General features: G+C 72.1%; 12 protein-coding genes. 2 read left to right on the top strand and 10 right to left on the bottom strand.

Annotation, left to right across the window (positions count from 1 at the left end):
- Positions 1 to 16 precede the first annotated feature (16 nt).
- Entirely contained in the window at positions 17 to 1,570 is a 1,554-nt protein-coding gene (locus J8N05_RS06550) for a protein kinase domain-containing protein (RefSeq protein ID WP_210881503.1), read from the bottom strand.
- 353 nt (positions 1,571 to 1,923) lie between these two features.
- Between J8N05_RS06550 and J8N05_RS06545 the strand changes: the two genes are divergently transcribed.
- Complete coding sequence (locus J8N05_RS06545) at positions 1,924 to 3,600, top strand: protein kinase domain-containing protein (protein ID WP_210881502.1); 1,677 nt, start codon at positions 1,924 to 1,926, stop codon at positions 3,598 to 3,600.
- Positions 3,601 to 3,716: 116 nt separating this feature from the next.
- Here the strand turns inward: J8N05_RS06545 and J8N05_RS06540 are convergent, their stop codons facing one another.
- Positions 3,717 to 4,259 (bottom strand): bacterial proteasome activator family protein, encoded by a 543-nt coding sequence (locus J8N05_RS06540; protein ID WP_210881501.1) that lies wholly within the window; start codon positions 4,257 to 4,259, stop codon positions 3,717 to 3,719.
- An 86-nt stretch (positions 4,260 to 4,345) separates the two neighbouring features.
- Entirely contained in the window at positions 4,346 to 4,921 is a 576-nt protein-coding gene (locus J8N05_RS06535; protein ID WP_210881500.1) for a PadR family transcriptional regulator, read from the bottom strand.
- Positions 4,922 to 5,075: 154 nt separating this feature from the next.
- Here J8N05_RS06535 and J8N05_RS06530 point away from each other — a divergent pair, with 154 nt between their 5' ends.
- Complete coding sequence (locus tag J8N05_RS06530; RefSeq protein WP_210881499.1) at positions 5,076 to 5,459, top strand: hypothetical protein; 384 nt, start codon at positions 5,076 to 5,078, stop codon at positions 5,457 to 5,459.
- A gap of 222 nt (positions 5,460 to 5,681) precedes the next feature.
- Here the strand turns inward: J8N05_RS06530 and J8N05_RS06525 are convergent, their stop codons facing one another.
- The 7 genes from J8N05_RS06525 to pdhA all read right to left on the bottom strand — a co-directional run bounded on the left by J8N05_RS06525 (position 5,682) and on the right by pdhA (position 13,975).
- Positions 5,682 to 6,662, bottom strand: coding sequence for an NAD(P)H-quinone oxidoreductase (locus tag J8N05_RS06525; protein WP_210881498.1), 981 nt, complete (start codon positions 6,660 to 6,662; stop codon positions 5,682 to 5,684).
- Between the two features lie 77 nt (positions 6,663 to 6,739).
- On the bottom strand, positions 6,740 to 7,846 hold the full coding sequence (locus J8N05_RS06520) for a potassium channel family protein (RefSeq protein WP_210881497.1): 1,107 nt from the start codon (positions 7,844 to 7,846) through the stop codon (positions 6,740 to 6,742).
- Positions 7,834 to 9,216 (bottom strand): molybdopterin molybdotransferase MoeA, encoded by a 1,383-nt coding sequence (locus tag J8N05_RS06515; RefSeq protein ID WP_210881496.1) that lies wholly within the window; start codon positions 9,214 to 9,216, stop codon positions 7,834 to 7,836. The genes J8N05_RS06520 and J8N05_RS06515 overlap by 13 nt, the downstream gene beginning before the upstream one ends.
- Positions 9,213 to 10,169: an NTP transferase domain-containing protein gene (locus tag J8N05_RS06510; protein WP_210881495.1), complete on the bottom strand. Its 957-nt coding sequence runs from the start codon at positions 10,167 to 10,169 to the stop codon at positions 9,213 to 9,215. Before J8N05_RS06510 ends, J8N05_RS06515 begins: the two co-directional genes overlap by 4 nt.
- Before the next feature lie 100 nt (positions 10,170 to 10,269).
- Positions 10,270 to 11,787: a dihydrolipoamide acetyltransferase family protein gene (locus J8N05_RS06505; RefSeq protein ID WP_210890047.1), complete on the bottom strand. Its 1,518-nt coding sequence runs from the start codon at positions 11,785 to 11,787 to the stop codon at positions 10,270 to 10,272.
- Positions 11,787 to 12,791 (bottom strand): alpha-ketoacid dehydrogenase subunit beta, encoded by a 1,005-nt coding sequence (locus J8N05_RS06500; RefSeq protein WP_210881494.1) that lies wholly within the window; start codon positions 12,789 to 12,791, stop codon positions 11,787 to 11,789. Before J8N05_RS06500 ends, J8N05_RS06505 begins: the two co-directional genes overlap by 1 nt.
- The gene (gene pdhA, locus J8N05_RS06495; protein ID WP_247706172.1) at positions 12,788 to 13,975 is read right to left on the bottom strand and encodes a pyruvate dehydrogenase (acetyl-transferring) E1 component subunit alpha; all 1,188 of its coding nucleotides are present in this window, start codon (positions 13,973 to 13,975) and stop codon (positions 12,788 to 12,790) included. Before pdhA ends, J8N05_RS06500 begins: the two co-directional genes overlap by 4 nt.
- Positions 13,976 to 14,090 lie beyond the last annotated feature (115 nt).

Raw genomic sequence — 14,090 nt, 5'->3', positions numbered from 1 at the left:
GGCGCGGTCGGGCCGGTCAGCCCTCGGCGCCCGGCTCGCCGTTCGTGTTGCCACCGTCGTCCGCCGGTTCGGACGCGGTCGGCTCCTCCTCCGTGGGAGTCGGCTCCTCCTCCGTCTCCGTCGGAGTGGGCTCCTTCGTCGTGGGGTCGGCCGAGGGCTTCGACTCGGTGGGCGAGGGCGAGTAGGTCGGCGACGGCTCGTACGACGGCGTGTAGTCCGAGTTGCCGCCCGTGCTCGTGTCCTCGTCCGTCTCCTCGTCCGTCGGCTCGTCCGAGGTGTCCTCGCTCGGGGTGGTGTCCTTCTCGCTCTCCGAGGCGGTCGGCGTCGTCTTCGTGCCCGCCCCGCCACCGCCGTCGCCACCGCCGTTCAGCGCCAGCGCCACACCCGCGGCGATCGCTATCACCGCGAAGACGGCGAGGATCCACATCTTGCCGCGACCGCTGCCGTGGTTGCCGTGTCCCTCGAAGCCGCCGTCGTCGCCTCCGCCCATGCCCGGGGGCAGCAGCGGTGACGGGATCTGGGCGGTGCCCGAGTCACCGGGGTGCGGCAGCCCGGCCGCGCCCGCGAGACCGTGCGCCGGAGTGCTCATGCCCTCGTGCGCGGCCACCGGGCCGGTGTTCCAGGTGCCGGTGTGGCCGCCCTGGTCGTACAGCATCTGCAGCCCGTACTGGACGAGTCCGCGCATCTCCTCGGCGGTCTGGAACCGGTCGTCCGGCTCCTTCGCGAGGGAGCGCATGACCAGGCCGTCGAGCTCCGGCGGCGTCGCGTCCGAGACCTCGGACGGCGGCACCGGAATGTCCTGGACGTGCTGGTAGACCACCGAAAGCGGGGTCTCACCGGTGAACGGGGGCCGCAGCGCGAGGAGTTCGTAGAGCAGACAGCCCGTCGCGTACAGGTCGCTGCGGTGGTCGACCGCCTTGCCGAGCGCCTGCTCCGGGGAGAGGTACTGGGGCGTGCCCATGACCATGCCGGTCTGGGTCATCGTCGACTGGGCGCCGTGCAGGGCGCGCGCGATGCCGAAGTCCATCACCTTCACCGCACCGGTGTCGGTGATGATCACGTTCGCGGGCTTGATGTCCCGGTGCACGATGCCGTGCTGGTGCGAGTAGGCGAGCGCTTCGAGCACACCGGAGACGATGATCAGCGCCTGCTCGGGCCCCGGGGCCTCGGCGTTGATCAGGAGGTCGCGGATCGTGCGGCCCTCGACGAGCTCCATCACGATGTACGGGACGACCTGGTGGGGGAGGACGTCCTCGCCCGAGTCGTAGACCGCCACCACCGCATGGTGGTTGAGGCCGGCGACCGACTGGGCCTCGCGTGTGAAGCGGGCCTTCGAGGTCGGGTCCTCGGCCAGGTCGGAACGGAGCAGCTTGACCGCCACGGTCCGTCCCAGCCGGACGTCCTCGGCCGCGAACACCTCGGCCATACCGCCCCGGCCGAGTCTGTGGGTCAGCCGATACCGGCCGTCCCCGACCAGTCCGCCGTTACCCCACAACTCCGGCGCATCTGACATACCGCCGCCAGTCGCCTCGGGGTCGGACGGGCCCTGAGCGCGCTGCTGCTGTGCCATCAGTCCTCGCCGTCGTTTCTGTCCGCACCGGTCGACGTAGTACGCGCGGTGGTTGTTACGGTCTCCGTCGGGCCACGCTACAGCCTCCACGCGAACCGCCGGTCCGTGATGGACCCGCTCGCGGAACCCGCGGCCGGTCCGCGGGTGCACATTGTGTGTACCGGCCGTACAGCACCTGTAACGCTTCCGCGACGCTTCCTTCGCGTACGGTCACGGAACGGGCACTGAGCTTGACGTGTCAGTGCCCTCCGGCAGACTTGGCCGGAATAACACCAGAGATCACCGGCCGCGGGAGCCGCACCGGACGACTTTCACCCGCGTGACGACGCACTGCCGATGGGGGACGCAGAAAGATGAGCCAGGACGGCGCACACGGCCGGTACGTGGGGCGATCGGTCGCCGGCGGGCGCTATCAACTGCGCGACCTGCTCGGCGAGGGCGGCATGGCGTCGGTGCACCTCGCCTACGACTCGGTGCTCGACCGACAGGTCGCGATCAAGACACTGCACACCGACCTCGGCCGTGAGCAGGCCTTCCGCGAGCGTTTCCGCCGCGAGGCCCAGTCGGTGGCCAAGCTCACGCACACGAACATCGTCTCGGTCTTCGACACCGGCGAGGACACCCAGCTCGACGGCGGCTCCGGTGCGCCGACCCCGTACATCGTCATGGAGTACGTGGAGGGCCGTCCGCTCGGCTCGGTCCTCGACCAGGACGTCGCGCAGTACGGCGCGATGCCCGTCGACAAGGCCCTGAAGATCACCGCGGACGTGCTGGCCGCTCTGGAGATCAGCCACGAGATGGGGCTGGTCCACCGCGACATCAAGCCGGGCAACGTCATGATGACGAAGCGCGGCGTGGTCAAGGTGATGGACTTCGGCATCGCCCGCGCCATGCAGTCCGGTGTGACCTCCATGACCCAGACCGGCATGGTCGTCGGCACCCCGCAGTACCTCTCCCCCGAGCAGGCCCTCGGCCGCGGTGTCGACGCCCGCTCCGACCTGTACTCGGTCGGGATCATGCTCTTCCAACTGGTCACCGGGCGGCTGCCGTTCGAGGCGGACTCGCCGCTGGCCATCGCGTACGCGCACGTCCAGGAGACGCCCGTCGCGGCCTCCTCGGTCAACCGCTCGCTGCCGCCGGCCGTGGACGCGCTGATCGCCCGCGCGCTGAAGAAGAACCCGAACGAGCGCTTCGTCAACGCGGAGTCGATGCGTGACGAGTGCCTGCGCGTGGCCCAGTCCGTGCAGGCCGTGCCCCCGAGCATCGTGCCGGGCGTGCAGACGTCCAGCGGAGCCGGTGTGGGCTCCGCGGTGTTCCCGCCGGTCGACCATTCGGCGCAGACACCGCAGGGCAACGTGCAGACGCCGTACCAGCCCGGCCCCTACGGCCCGTCGACGCCCGCGCCCACCCCGGCGCCGAATCCCGCGCACGCGCCGACTCCGTCGTACGGCTATCCGCAGCAGGGCGGCTATCCGACGCCGCACCAGACCGCCGCGTACAGCCCGCAGCAGGGTCTGACGACCCCGCCGCCGTACACGATGTCCCCGCAGTCCGCGGGCGGGTCCGGTGGTGGACGCAAGAGCAACATGCCGGTGATCGTGGGCTCGATCGTCGTCGCGCTGCTCGCCATCGGCGGGCTGATCACCGCTCTGTCGATGGGCGGTGGCGACGACGACAAGAAGACGGACGCCGCCAACAGTGCCCGCGCGTCGGCCTCCGAGGAGGCGGCCGGGGAGAACCACAAGGGCCCGGACACCACGAAGAAGATCGACTCGACCCAGTGCACGGAGCCCGACGAGTCGTACAACGACGCCGACAAGATCAAGGTCCCGGACTTCAAGTTCAAGAACATCGAGTCCGTGAAGGCGTGCTTCCAGGCTGCGGGCTGGCAGTACGAGGCCAAGTCGGTGGACGAGAACGCCTACGGCGAGGGCACGGTCATGACCCAGATCCCCGAGGCGGGGACGGACGTCGACCCCAAGAGCGTGCCGAAGATCCAGCTCTACGTGTCGACGGGCGACCCCGCCTGATCCGTCACAGTCCGTAGCGTTACGTCACGGGTCGTGACGGGACAGCGTGAAGGGGCCCGGCATCTCTGCCGGGCCCCTGTCGTATGACGGCTTCTACAGGTACGGGTGACTGCGTTCTACAGGTACGGGCCGCCCGACCGGCCGCCCGCGCGCGGGTCCGCCGGCTCTTCCTCACCGCCCGCACCCGGCGGCAGCGCCCGGCGCATCTGCTCCAACTGGGCCCTGGCCGCCATCTGCTGGGCGAACAGAGTGGTCTGGATCCCGTGGAAGAGACCCTCCAGCCAGCCGACCAGCTGAGCCTGCGCGATCCGCAGTTCGGCGTCGGAAGGGATGCCGTCGTCCGTGAACGGCAGGGAGAGCCGCTCCAGTTCGTCGACGAGGTCGGGAGCGAGCCCGTCCTCCAGCTCCTTCACCGAGCTGGCGTGGATCTCCTTGAGCCGTACCCGGCTCGCCTCGTCCAAGGGTGCCGCACGCACCTCCTCCAGCAGCTGCTTGATCATGCTCCCGATCCGCATGACCTTGGCCGGCTGTTCCACCATCTCCGTCACCGGGATCTCTCGGGAGTCCTCGTCTCCACCGCCACCGAGAGCCATCCCGTCCTGGCCTACGACCAGGATCTGGGGGTTCTCCGGCGACCTCTCGTTCCTCGGCATCTCCATGCCGCCATTCTCTCGCACTCGCACACGTCACCAGCGTGGTGCCCCCTCCAGGACGTGATCCACCCTGTACGAACGGGCGCCCCGCGTCAGGCGGGCGGCGGCGACGGGGGCGGCGGCTCCGTGGCGGCGGCCTCCGCGAGCCGCAGCAGACGGGCCTCGCAGTGGTCCAGCCAGCGGATCTCGGCCTCCGCGCGGAAGATCAGGTGCTCCAGGACGAACAGCCGCGCCACCTCGTCGCGGTGCGCGGGCGCCTCCGAGAGCGCCCGGGCCCTGAGCCGGGTGTACGTGTGCATGGCCTCCGAGAGATACCGCCGCTGCGCCTCCACGATCGCCCGCACATCGGTTCCCGGCGCCCCGACCGCCATGGCCAGCTTGATCGCCAGTTCGTCGCGCGGCAGGTTCGAGCGCTCCACGGGACGGATGAACCAGGACCGCAGCTCGGCCCGCCCGGCGTCCGTCAGCGCGTACAGCACGTGTCCCGCCTCGTCCGCGCCCTGCTGTACGACCAGGCCGTCCCGTTCCAGCCGGGCGAGGGTCGTGTAGACCTGGCCGATGTTCAGCGGCCAGGTCGAGCCGGTGCGCGCCTCGAACTCGGTGCGCAGCCGGGAGCCGTAGCGGGGACCGCGCTCCAGGAGCGCCAGCAGGCCGTGGCGTATCGACATACCCGATCTGTACCCCGTACACCTGTGCACGCCACGGGTGTCACTGAACGTGGCAGGGCGGAGGGCTTCCGGGCTCCGGATGCCGGTGCGGACGCCCCGTGTGAGGCTGAAGCCGCTGATCTTGGATCCTCCGTACCGGGAGGGGGTCACCGACGTGACTCCATGGCTTCGCACCCTTCGCGTGACCGGCCTGCTGCTGCCGCTGCTGGCGGGCCCCGCGTTCACGCCGTACGCCGCCGCGTACGAGCCGGTCCCCGCCGAGTCGCGGGCCGGCAGCCGGGCGGGAGAGGGCCGCGAGCGCCCGGGCCGGGTGACGCCTCCGCCGCCGGAGGACACCCCGTCGACTCACCCGGACAGCGCAGAGCCCTCCCGGCCTCCTGAGCGGCCCGCCCGCCCCGTCGACGCCCACGAGGCGGCCGACCACCCGGCACACACCTCGGAACCGGTCCTCCAGGTACTCCCCCTGGGCACAGGCCTGATCCTGATCGGCCTGGGCCTGGCCCTGACCTTCCTGGCCCTGAGATCCCGCCGGGGCTGAGGCCGACGCCCTCGTTTTTTGGGGCGCGGGGGAACTGCGCCGCACGAACGCAACGGGGCGAGGCCTCGCTTGTCAGGGGCGCGGGGAACTGCGCGAGCAACCCCCACCCAGCCGCACCCGACCCACGACCTCACCCCGCTTTTCAGGGGCGCGAGGAACTGCGCGACAAGCCCCCACCGCCCCGCACCCAAAACCCCACCTCACCCCACCCGGCCGGCAGGCTTACGGCAACGTGAGCAGCACCTTCCCGATATGACTGCTCTCCTCCAGCACCCGATGCGCCGCCGCGGCCTCACGCATAGGCAGCTCCCGATCAACGATCGGCCGCACATGCCCACCCGCAATCAACGGCCACACATGCTCCCGCACGGCCGCCACGATCGCCGCCTTCTCCCCACCCGGCCGAGCCCGCAACGAGGTAGCGGTGACAGCGCCGCGCTTGCCCAGCAGCGCCCCGATGTTCAGCTCCCCCTTGATCCCGCCCTGCATCCCGATGATCGCGAGCCGCCCGTTGACGGCGAGAGCGCTGACATTGCGGCCGAGATACTTCGCACCCATGTTGTCGAGAACGACATCGGCACCCACCCCGTCCGTGGCCGCCTTGATCTCCTCGACGAAGTCCTGCTCGCGGTAGTTGATGAGCACGTCCGCACCCAGCTCACCGCAGAAGTCCAGCTTCGCCTTGCTCCCGGCGGTGACGGCGACCTTCGCCCCGACGGCCTTCGCCAGCTGGATCGCCATCGTGCCGATACCGCTCGATCCGCCGTGCACCAGCAGCGTCTCGCCGGGCCGCAGATGGGAGATCATGAAGACGTTGGACCAGACCGTGCAGGACACCTCGGGCAGCGCGGCCGCCTTGTCGAGGTCGACTCCCTCGGGCACGGGCAGCAGCTGCCCGGCCGGGACGACCACCTTCTCGGCGTACCCGCCGCCCGAGAGCAGCGCGCACACCTCGTCCCCGACGTTCCACCCCGAGGTACCGGGTCCGAGCGCGGCGACCCGTCCGGAACATTCGAGCCCCGGATACGGGGACGCGCCGGGCGGTGGGTCGTAGAAGCCCTGCCGCTGCAGCAGATCGGCGCGGTTGACCGCGCTCGCCACCACCTCGACCAGCACTTCGCCCTCGCCGGGCACCGGGTCCGGGACCTCGTCCCACACCAGCGCCTCGGGCCCACCAGGTTCAGGAATCGTGATCGCTCGCATGCGGGCGAGGCTACTCCCGACAGCCCGTCACGTGGGGATTCAGCCCGCCGCGTGGGGAGACGCCCCGCCCCGCGGGTTCAGTCCTGCGGCAGCGGCTTCATGTCCGGCGCGATCTGGCTGTGCGGGCTGACCCGCACGATGGTGATCAGACGGTCCGTCAACTGCAGCTTCCCGATGCCCGGATCGTCGTAACCGAGCACCCGATGTCCTCGTACGACACTCACCACCAGGTCCTCGATCTCGCGGACCCCCTTGCCGACCTCGGCCTTTATGACGGGCCGCTCGGTCATGTCGAGCCCGCTGCCCTGCTGGATGAGGTCCTCCATGACCATGCCCGCGCTGGGGCTGAGCACGGAGAGACCGAGAAGGCGGCCGGCGGCGCTCGCGCTGGTGATGACGGCGTCGGCGCCGGACTGCTTCAGCAACGGCGCGTTCTCCTCCTCACGCACGGCGGCCACGATCTTCGCCTTGCGGTTGAGCTGCCGCGCCGTCAGCGTGACGAGCACGGCGGTGTCGTCGCGCTGGGTCGCGATGATGATCTGCCGGGCCCGCTGCACCTCGGCCCGCAGCAGGACGTCACTGCGCGTGGCGTCGCCGATCACCCCCGCGTACCCGTCCGCGGTCGCCGCCTCGATCACCTTGGAGCTGGGGTCGACGACCACGACCTGTTCCTTCTTCAGCCCCGTCGCGCACACGGTCTGAATCGCCGAGCGGCCCTTCGTGCCGAACCCGATGACAACGGTGTGCTCCCGCAAGGCGGTCCTCCAGCGGTTCAGCCGCCACTCCTCCCGAGTCCGTTCGGTGAGAACTTCGAGAGTGGTGCCGACCAGGATGATCAGGAAGAGCACGCGCAGAGGCGTGATCAGGAAGATATTGGTGAGTCGGGCGCCGTCACTGACCGGGGTGATGTCGCCGTACCCGGTGGTCGAGAGCGTGACGGTCGCGTAGTAGAAGGCATCGAGCAGGTCGACCGACTTGTCGGAGTTGTCGGTGTAGCCCTCTCGGTCGAAGTACACGATGAAAGCCGTGCCGACCAGTACCAGCAGCGCCATGAGGACGCGCTTGGTGACCTGGAACAGGGGGCGTTCCACCCGCTGGCGGGGCAGCTCCACCCGATGGGTGGCCAGCCGTTCGCCCGCCTGCCGGGCGATCGCGTCGTGGCCCGGAAGTTTCACGTGAAACACACCTCGATCCCAGCCATGGCCCAGGGCAGGTCGAGGATCTCAAGTTCCTGACCCGTCCGTGCACCGCCCGCCGGCACGACCGCGAGCGCGTCGGCCACTGCGATACCCCGCAGCATGGCCGGCCCGTTGTAGTGCAGCGGCACGGCCCGGTCCCCGCGCAGAACGACGGGAATCAGCCGGGTGTCGTACGGGTGCCCGTGCACGCTGTCCTGAAGAGGCAGCGTGTACGGCTCCGGGGCCGCGCGTCCCGCGAGGGTGCGCAGCAGAGGCTCGGCGAGCGTGAGAAGGCCGGAGACGGCGGCGAGCGGATTGCCGGGCAGCCCGACGAGGTGCTGGTTGTCCTTGAGGCGTGCCAGCAGCATCGGGTGGCCGGGGCGCACCTCGACGCCGTCCACCAGGAGTTCGGCGCCGAGGCGGCGCAGGATCGGGTGGACGTGGTCCACGGGACCGGCGGCGGTGCCCCCGGTCGTGACGATCAGGTCGGCGTCGGAGTTCTTGAGGGCCTTGCGCAGGGCTTCGGCGTCGTCGCCGAGCCGGCGCACCGCGACGACCTCCGCGCCGAGCGCGCGCAGCCAGGGCGGCAGCATCGGGCCGAGCGCGTCCCGGATCAGCCCGTCGTGCGGCAGTCCCTCGGTGAGCAACTCGTCGCCGAGGACCAGGATTTCCGCACGGGGCCGGGGGAGGGCGGCGACGGTGTCGTATCCGGCGGCTGCGGCGAGGCCGAGCACGGCCGGGGTGACCAGCGTGCCGGGCGGCAGCAGGGGGTCGCCGGAGCGGCACTCCTGGCCGCGGGGCCGGATGTCCTGGCCATGTGCGACGTCCCGGGTCGCGTACAGCCGCTCCTTCTCGTCGGTGCGGCCGTGCTCGCTGCGGATCACGGCGGAGGCGTCCTGCGGGATCCGCGCGCCGGTGGCGATCTTCACCGCCTCGCCGTCGGTGAGCCGCTGCGGTGCGCCGTGGCCCGCGAGCACTCCCTCGGCCCGGACGTCCCACGGGCCGGGTCCGGCGACCGCCCAGCCGTCCATCGCGGACGTGTCGAAGGACGGCAGGTCCGAGAGCGCGGCGAGCGGGGCCGCGAGGACGAGGCCCAGCGCGGCGTCCAGCGTGACGGAGACGGCGGTGTCCGGGCGGCGGGGGGCCCGCCCGGCGATGGTCCGGGCCCGCTGCCAGGGCGTGGCGGTGTGCTGCTCGGCGGCCTGGCGCTCGGCGGGGTCCTTCCGGCTCGCGGCGCCCGCGGCCGGTGAGGGCACCGGACGGGAGGCTCCGGTGGATCCGGAGTCGTCGGGCACCGGGGCACCGCCTTCCTTGACCAGGGCCAGGGCTTCCTCGACGTCGAAGTCGATCTCCTCGAACCGCCCCGAGGCGGTCATCCGGCGTCCGGGCCGGTGGGGTCGGCCTCCGCCGCCCAGCGCAGCGCGAGAGCCGCGGCCTTGCGGGCGGCCTCCGCGACCGCTTCGGGGCCTCCCTCGGCCCGGCCCGCCGCGTACCCGACGAGGAACGTCGTCAGCGGCGCCGCCGGACGGGCCACCCCGTGGGCGGCGTCGCGGGCGAGGTCGAGCAGGACGTCGGTGTCGACGTCCAGGTCGAGGCCCAGTTCGTCCTTGACTGCGGTGATCCATTCATCCAACACGTGCCCATGCTCCCTGATACGTGCCCGGGCGGCGGCGATGTCGTCCCAGGTGTCGCAGTCGAAGGACGCGACGGGGTCGGTGATACGGGTCAGTTCGAGCGCGCCGGTGAGCCGCCGCAGCGGCAGACCGGTCAGTTCGCCGTGCTCGGCGCGCAGCGCCGTCAGCTCACGTCGCAGCGCCGAGCGGCGGTACACGGCCACGAGGGGCTGGTCGCGGCCGTCCGGATCGGTGAGCAACACGCCCTCGCCGCCGCTCTCGTGAAGGGCGGTCAGCAGTTTTCGTACCGTCTCCCGGTGCAGGAACGGCAGATCGGCGGAGAGCACGACGACGTACTCGGCGGTGGTGTGCCGCAGGCCGGCGTCCAGCGCGGCGAGCGGGCCCCCGCCGGGAGGGTCCTCGCGCGCCCACTCCACGGGGCGTGCGGTGGGCCGGGGATCCGCGACGACCACGGTGACGGCCGCGCCGGAACAGGCGGCCAGGACGCGGTCGAGCAGTGCGCGACCGCCCACCCGAACGCCCGGCTTGTCCGCGCCGCCGAGGCGGCGGGCGGCGCCCCCGGCGAGTACGACGGCGTCATGGCCGTCCGTACCAGGTGCGCCGGAGGAACCGAACGCGTCGGAGGAACCGGGTGCGTGGGAGGAACCGGAGGCGTGGGAGGAACCGGAAGCGCTGGGTGGCTCGAACGCGGTCACCCCACGAGTATGGATGTCCGGTGGATCATTTCCACCCCCGCGCACAGCATGTGGACGGGGGTGGCGACGGACGGCCACGCGCTCCGCGGGGCCGAGGAGGTCACAAGGTCCGCAGCAGCACCGCCGGTTGTTCCACGCAGTCCGCCACATACCGCAGGAAACCGCCCGCCGTCCCGCCGTCGCACACCCGGTGGTCGAAGGTGAGCGAGAGCTGTACGACCTTGCGCACCGCCAGCTCGCCCTCGTGCACCCACGGCTTGGGGACGATCCGGCCGACGCCGAGCATGGCCGCCTCGGGGTGGTTGATGATCGGGGTCGAGCCGTCGACGCCGAACACCCCGTAGTTGTTCAGCGTGAAGGTCCCTCCGGTGAGGTCCGCCGGGGTGAGCGTCCCGGTCCTGGCCGCCTCGGTCAGCCGGGCGAACTCCGCGCTCAGCGACTCCGCGTCCCGGGTGTGCGCCCCCTTCACCACCGGTACGACGAGTCCGCGCTCGGTCTGCGCCGCGAACCCGAGGTGGACCTCGTCGAGCCGGACGATCTCGCGGGCCTCCATGTCGACCGTCGAGTTGAGCTCGGGGAACCGGGCCAGCGCGGCGGTGCAGATCCGGGCGAGGAGCGCGAGGAGGGAGATCTTCGGCCCGCCGGCCTCGTTCATCGCCGCGCGCGCGTGCATCAGTTCCGTCGCGTCGGCGTCCACCCAGCAGGTCGCCTCGGGGATCTCGCGCCGGCTCCGGGAGAGCTTGTCGGCGACGGCACCGCGCACACCCTTGAGGGGGACACGGGTGCCCGCACGGGGAGCGGCGGTGCCGGACGCGTACGGGGCGGCCGGTACGGGTGCCTCCGCCGGGCTCCGCTCCGGCCGCGCGACAGTCGGGGCAGCCTGGGCGGCCGGGACAGTCGGGGCGGACGCACCGGCCCGTACGGCGTGCTCCACGTCCGCACGCGTGATCAGACCGTCGGGTCCCGAACCCGCCAGCGCCCGCAGATCGACCCCGTTCTCCCGGGCCAGCCGCCGCACGAGCGGCGAGATCACCGGCACGGGTCCGTCGACCCGGCGCCCGGTGTCGGCACGCACGCCCGCCGCGGACGCAGGCGCAGGCGACGGCGACGGCGACGGCGACGGCGATGACGACGGCGCGACGACACGTGCCGCGCCGGAGGACCCGCCCGGTGACCGGTGGCCGGGACCCGTGCCGGACGCGGGCGGTCGTACCCTGCGGCGCCGTGCCGGAGGCGCCTGCGTGCCGTAGCCCACGAGCACGTTCCCGGAGCCCTCGTCCTCGCCGCCGTCGGACCGTGCGCCGGAATCCGGGGAGTCGAGGGCGGACGGGCCGAGGTCCGCCGCGTCGAAGTCCGGTGTGCCGGTGGCCGGCGCTCCCACGGCGACCGTCAGCAGCGGCGAGCCCACGGGCAGTTCGGTGCCCTCCTCGCCGTAGCGGGCCGTGACCACGCCGCCGTACGGGCAGGGGACCTCGACCATCGCCTTGGCCGTCTCGACCTCCACGACGGGCTGGTCGACGGCGACGACATCGCCGACCCGGACGAGCCAGCGGACGATCTCGGCCTCGGTGAGCCCCTCGCCGAGGTCGGGCAGCTTGAACTCCAGGACCTGGGCCATCAGCTCTGTGCCTCCCACTGCAGCCGCGCCACCGCGTCCAGGATCCGGTCGACGCCGGGCAGATGGTGGCGCTCCAGCATCGGCGGCGGATACGGGATGTCGAACCCGGCCACGCGCAGCACCGGCGCCTCCAGATGGTGGAAGCACCGCTCGGTGACCCGGGCGGCGATCTCCCCGCCGGGCCCTCCGTAGCCGCCCGACTCGTGCACCACGACGGCCCGGCCGGTGCGGCGCACGGACGCGGCGACCGTCTCGTCGTCGAAGGGCACCAGGGAGCGCAGGTCGACGACCTCCAGGTCCCAGCCCTCGGCCCGCGCCGCGTCCGCGGCCTCCAGGCAGACGGGCACGGAGGGCCCGTACGTGATGAGGGTGGCGCTGCGGCCCGGGCGGCGGACCACCGCGCGGCCGATCGGCTCCACGGCCCGCGGCTCGTCGGGGTTCCAGGCGTCCTTCGACCAGTACAGCCGCTTGGGCTCCAGGAAGACGACCGGGTCGTCGGAGGCGATGGCCTCGCGCAGCAGCCCGTACGCGTCGGCGACCGTCGCGGGTGTCACGACGTGCAGCCCCGGAGTCGCCATGTAGTACGCCTCGGAGGAGTCGCTGTGGTGCTCCACCCCGCCGATGCCGCCGCCGTAGGGCACGCGCACGGTCAGGGGCAGCGGCATCGCCCCGCGCGTGCGGTTGCGCATCTTCGCCACGTGCGAGATCAGCTGCTCGAAGGCCGGGTACGCGAAGGCGTCGAACTGCATCTCCACGACCGGCCTGAGCCCGTACATGGCCATGCCGACCGCCGTGCCGAGGATGCCCGCCTCGGCCAGCGGTGTGTCGGTGACGCGGTCCTCGCCGAACTCCTTGGCGAGGCCGTCGGTGACACGGAAGACACCGCCGAGGGCGCCGACGTCCTCGCCCATCACGTGGACGGTGGGGTCGTCGGTCATGGCGTCGCGCAGGGCCCGTCCGAGGGCCTGCGCCATGGTGGCCGGCTTCACCGCGACGGTGGTCATCGCGTGTTCCCTTCCGGCTCGTGCGAGTGAGCGTCCGCGTGCGCGTCCTCGTCGTCGTGGTGGCGCGCCTCGGCGTCCAGCTCGGCGCGCAGCTGCGCCTCCTGCTCCCGGAGCTGCGGGGTGGGCCTGGCGTAGACGTGCGCGAACAGGTCCATCGGGTCGAGGGCCGGGTCCTGGTTCATACGCTCGCGCAGGTCCGCGGCCATCGCCTCGGCGTCCTCGCGCACGGCGCGCATCCCGTCCTCGTCGAGCAGTCCGCGCTCGGTGAGCTCGTGCTCCATGAGGGCGATCGGGTCGTGCGCCCGCCAGGCCTCGACCTCCGCGTCCTCGCGGTAGCGCTTGTCGTCGTCCGCGTTCGTGTGGGCCTCCATGCGGTACGTCACCGCCTCCACGAGCGTCGGGCCGAGACCCGCGCGCGCGTGGGCGATCGCCTCGCCGAGGACCTCGTGCACGGCGGCGGCGTCGTTCCCGTCGACCAGCCGGCCCGGCATCCCGTACCCGACGGCCTTGTGGGCCAGTGAGGGGGCGGCGGTCTGCTTGGCGAGCGGGACGGAGATGGCGAAGCCGTTGTTCTGGACCAGGAAGACCACCGGGGCCTGCCAGACGGCCGCGAAGTTCAGCGCCTCGTGGAAGTCGCCCTCGCTGGTGCCGCCGTCGCCGACCAGCGCGAGCGCGACCACGTCGTCGCCCTTGAGGCGGGCGGCGTGCGCGAGGCCCACGGCGTGCGGGAGCTGGGTCGCCAGGGGGGTGCAGAGGGGGGCGACGCGGTGCTCGTGCGGGTCGTAGCCGGTGTGCCGGTCGCCGCGCAGGAGCGTCAGCGCCTGGACGGGGTCGAGGCCCCTGGCGACCGCCGCGAGGGTGTCCCGGTAGCTCGGGAAGAGCCAGTCGCGCTCTTCGAGGACGAGCGCGGCGGCGACCTCGCAGGCCTCCTGGCCGGTGGAGGAGGGGTAGACCGCGAGACGGCCCTGCTTGGTGAGGGCGGTGGCCTGCGCGTTGTACCGGCGGCCCTTCACCAGCTCCGCGTACAGCCGGCGCAAGAGATCCGGGTCGACCCGATCGGCCGCCCGGGTGCCGAGGACGCGGTGGGGCAGCGCGTCGGGCAGCAGTGGCGCGGGGTCGGTACGTGGCTGCCAGGCGGGCGGGGGCGTCGGCCGGTATGCGCCTCGCTGCTCCATGACCGTCATGTCGGCACCTCCTCGTGGGAGTCGCTTCGGAAGGCCGCCGAGAGTGACGCGCCTCACCTACCGATTGTTCGGTCGTCGGCACATTTTGGCTACAGGCACCTCCAGGCTGTGGACA

Source organism: Streptomyces liliiviolaceus (assembly GCF_018070025.1).
Taxonomy (GTDB): domain Bacteria; phylum Actinomycetota; class Actinomycetes; order Streptomycetales; family Streptomycetaceae; genus Streptomyces; species Streptomyces liliiviolaceus.
Note: the sequence above shows the minus strand (reverse complement) of the source record. Positions and strands in the feature narration are given on the sequence as shown.

What these genes read in the sequence shown, in the direction of transcription:
- J8N05_RS06550 (WP_210881503.1), bottom strand. Translation starts at nt 1,570, where the DNA reads ATGGCACAGCAGCAGCGCGCTCAGGGCCCGTCCGACCCCGAGGCGACT.
- J8N05_RS06545 (WP_210881502.1), top strand. Translation starts at nt 1,924, where the DNA reads ATGAGCCAGGACGGCGCACACGGCCGGTACGTGGGGCGATCGGTCGCC.
- J8N05_RS06540 (WP_210881501.1), bottom strand. Translation starts at nt 4,259, where the DNA reads ATGGAGATGCCGAGGAACGAGAGGTCGCCGGAGAACCCCCAGATCCTG.
- J8N05_RS06535 (WP_210881500.1), bottom strand. Translation starts at nt 4,921, where the DNA reads ATGTCGATACGCCACGGCCTGCTGGCGCTCCTGGAGCGCGGTCCCCGC.
- J8N05_RS06525 (WP_210881498.1), bottom strand. Translation starts at nt 6,662, where the DNA reads ATGCGAGCGATCACGATTCCTGAACCTGGTGGGCCCGAGGCGCTGGTG.
- J8N05_RS06515 (WP_210881496.1), bottom strand. Translation starts at nt 9,216, where the DNA reads ATGACCGCCTCGGGGCGGTTCGAGGAGATCGACTTCGACGTCGAGGAA.
- J8N05_RS06505 (WP_210890047.1), bottom strand. Translation starts at nt 11,787, where the DNA reads ATGGCCCAGGTCCTGGAGTTCAAGCTGCCCGACCTCGGCGAGGGGCTC.
- J8N05_RS06500 (WP_210881494.1), bottom strand. Translation starts at nt 12,791, where the DNA reads ATGACCACCGTCGCGGTGAAGCCGGCCACCATGGCGCAGGCCCTCGGA.
- pdhA (WP_247706172.1), bottom strand. Translation starts at nt 13,975, where the DNA reads ATGACGGTCATGGAGCAGCGAGGCGCATACCGGCCGACGCCCCCGCCC.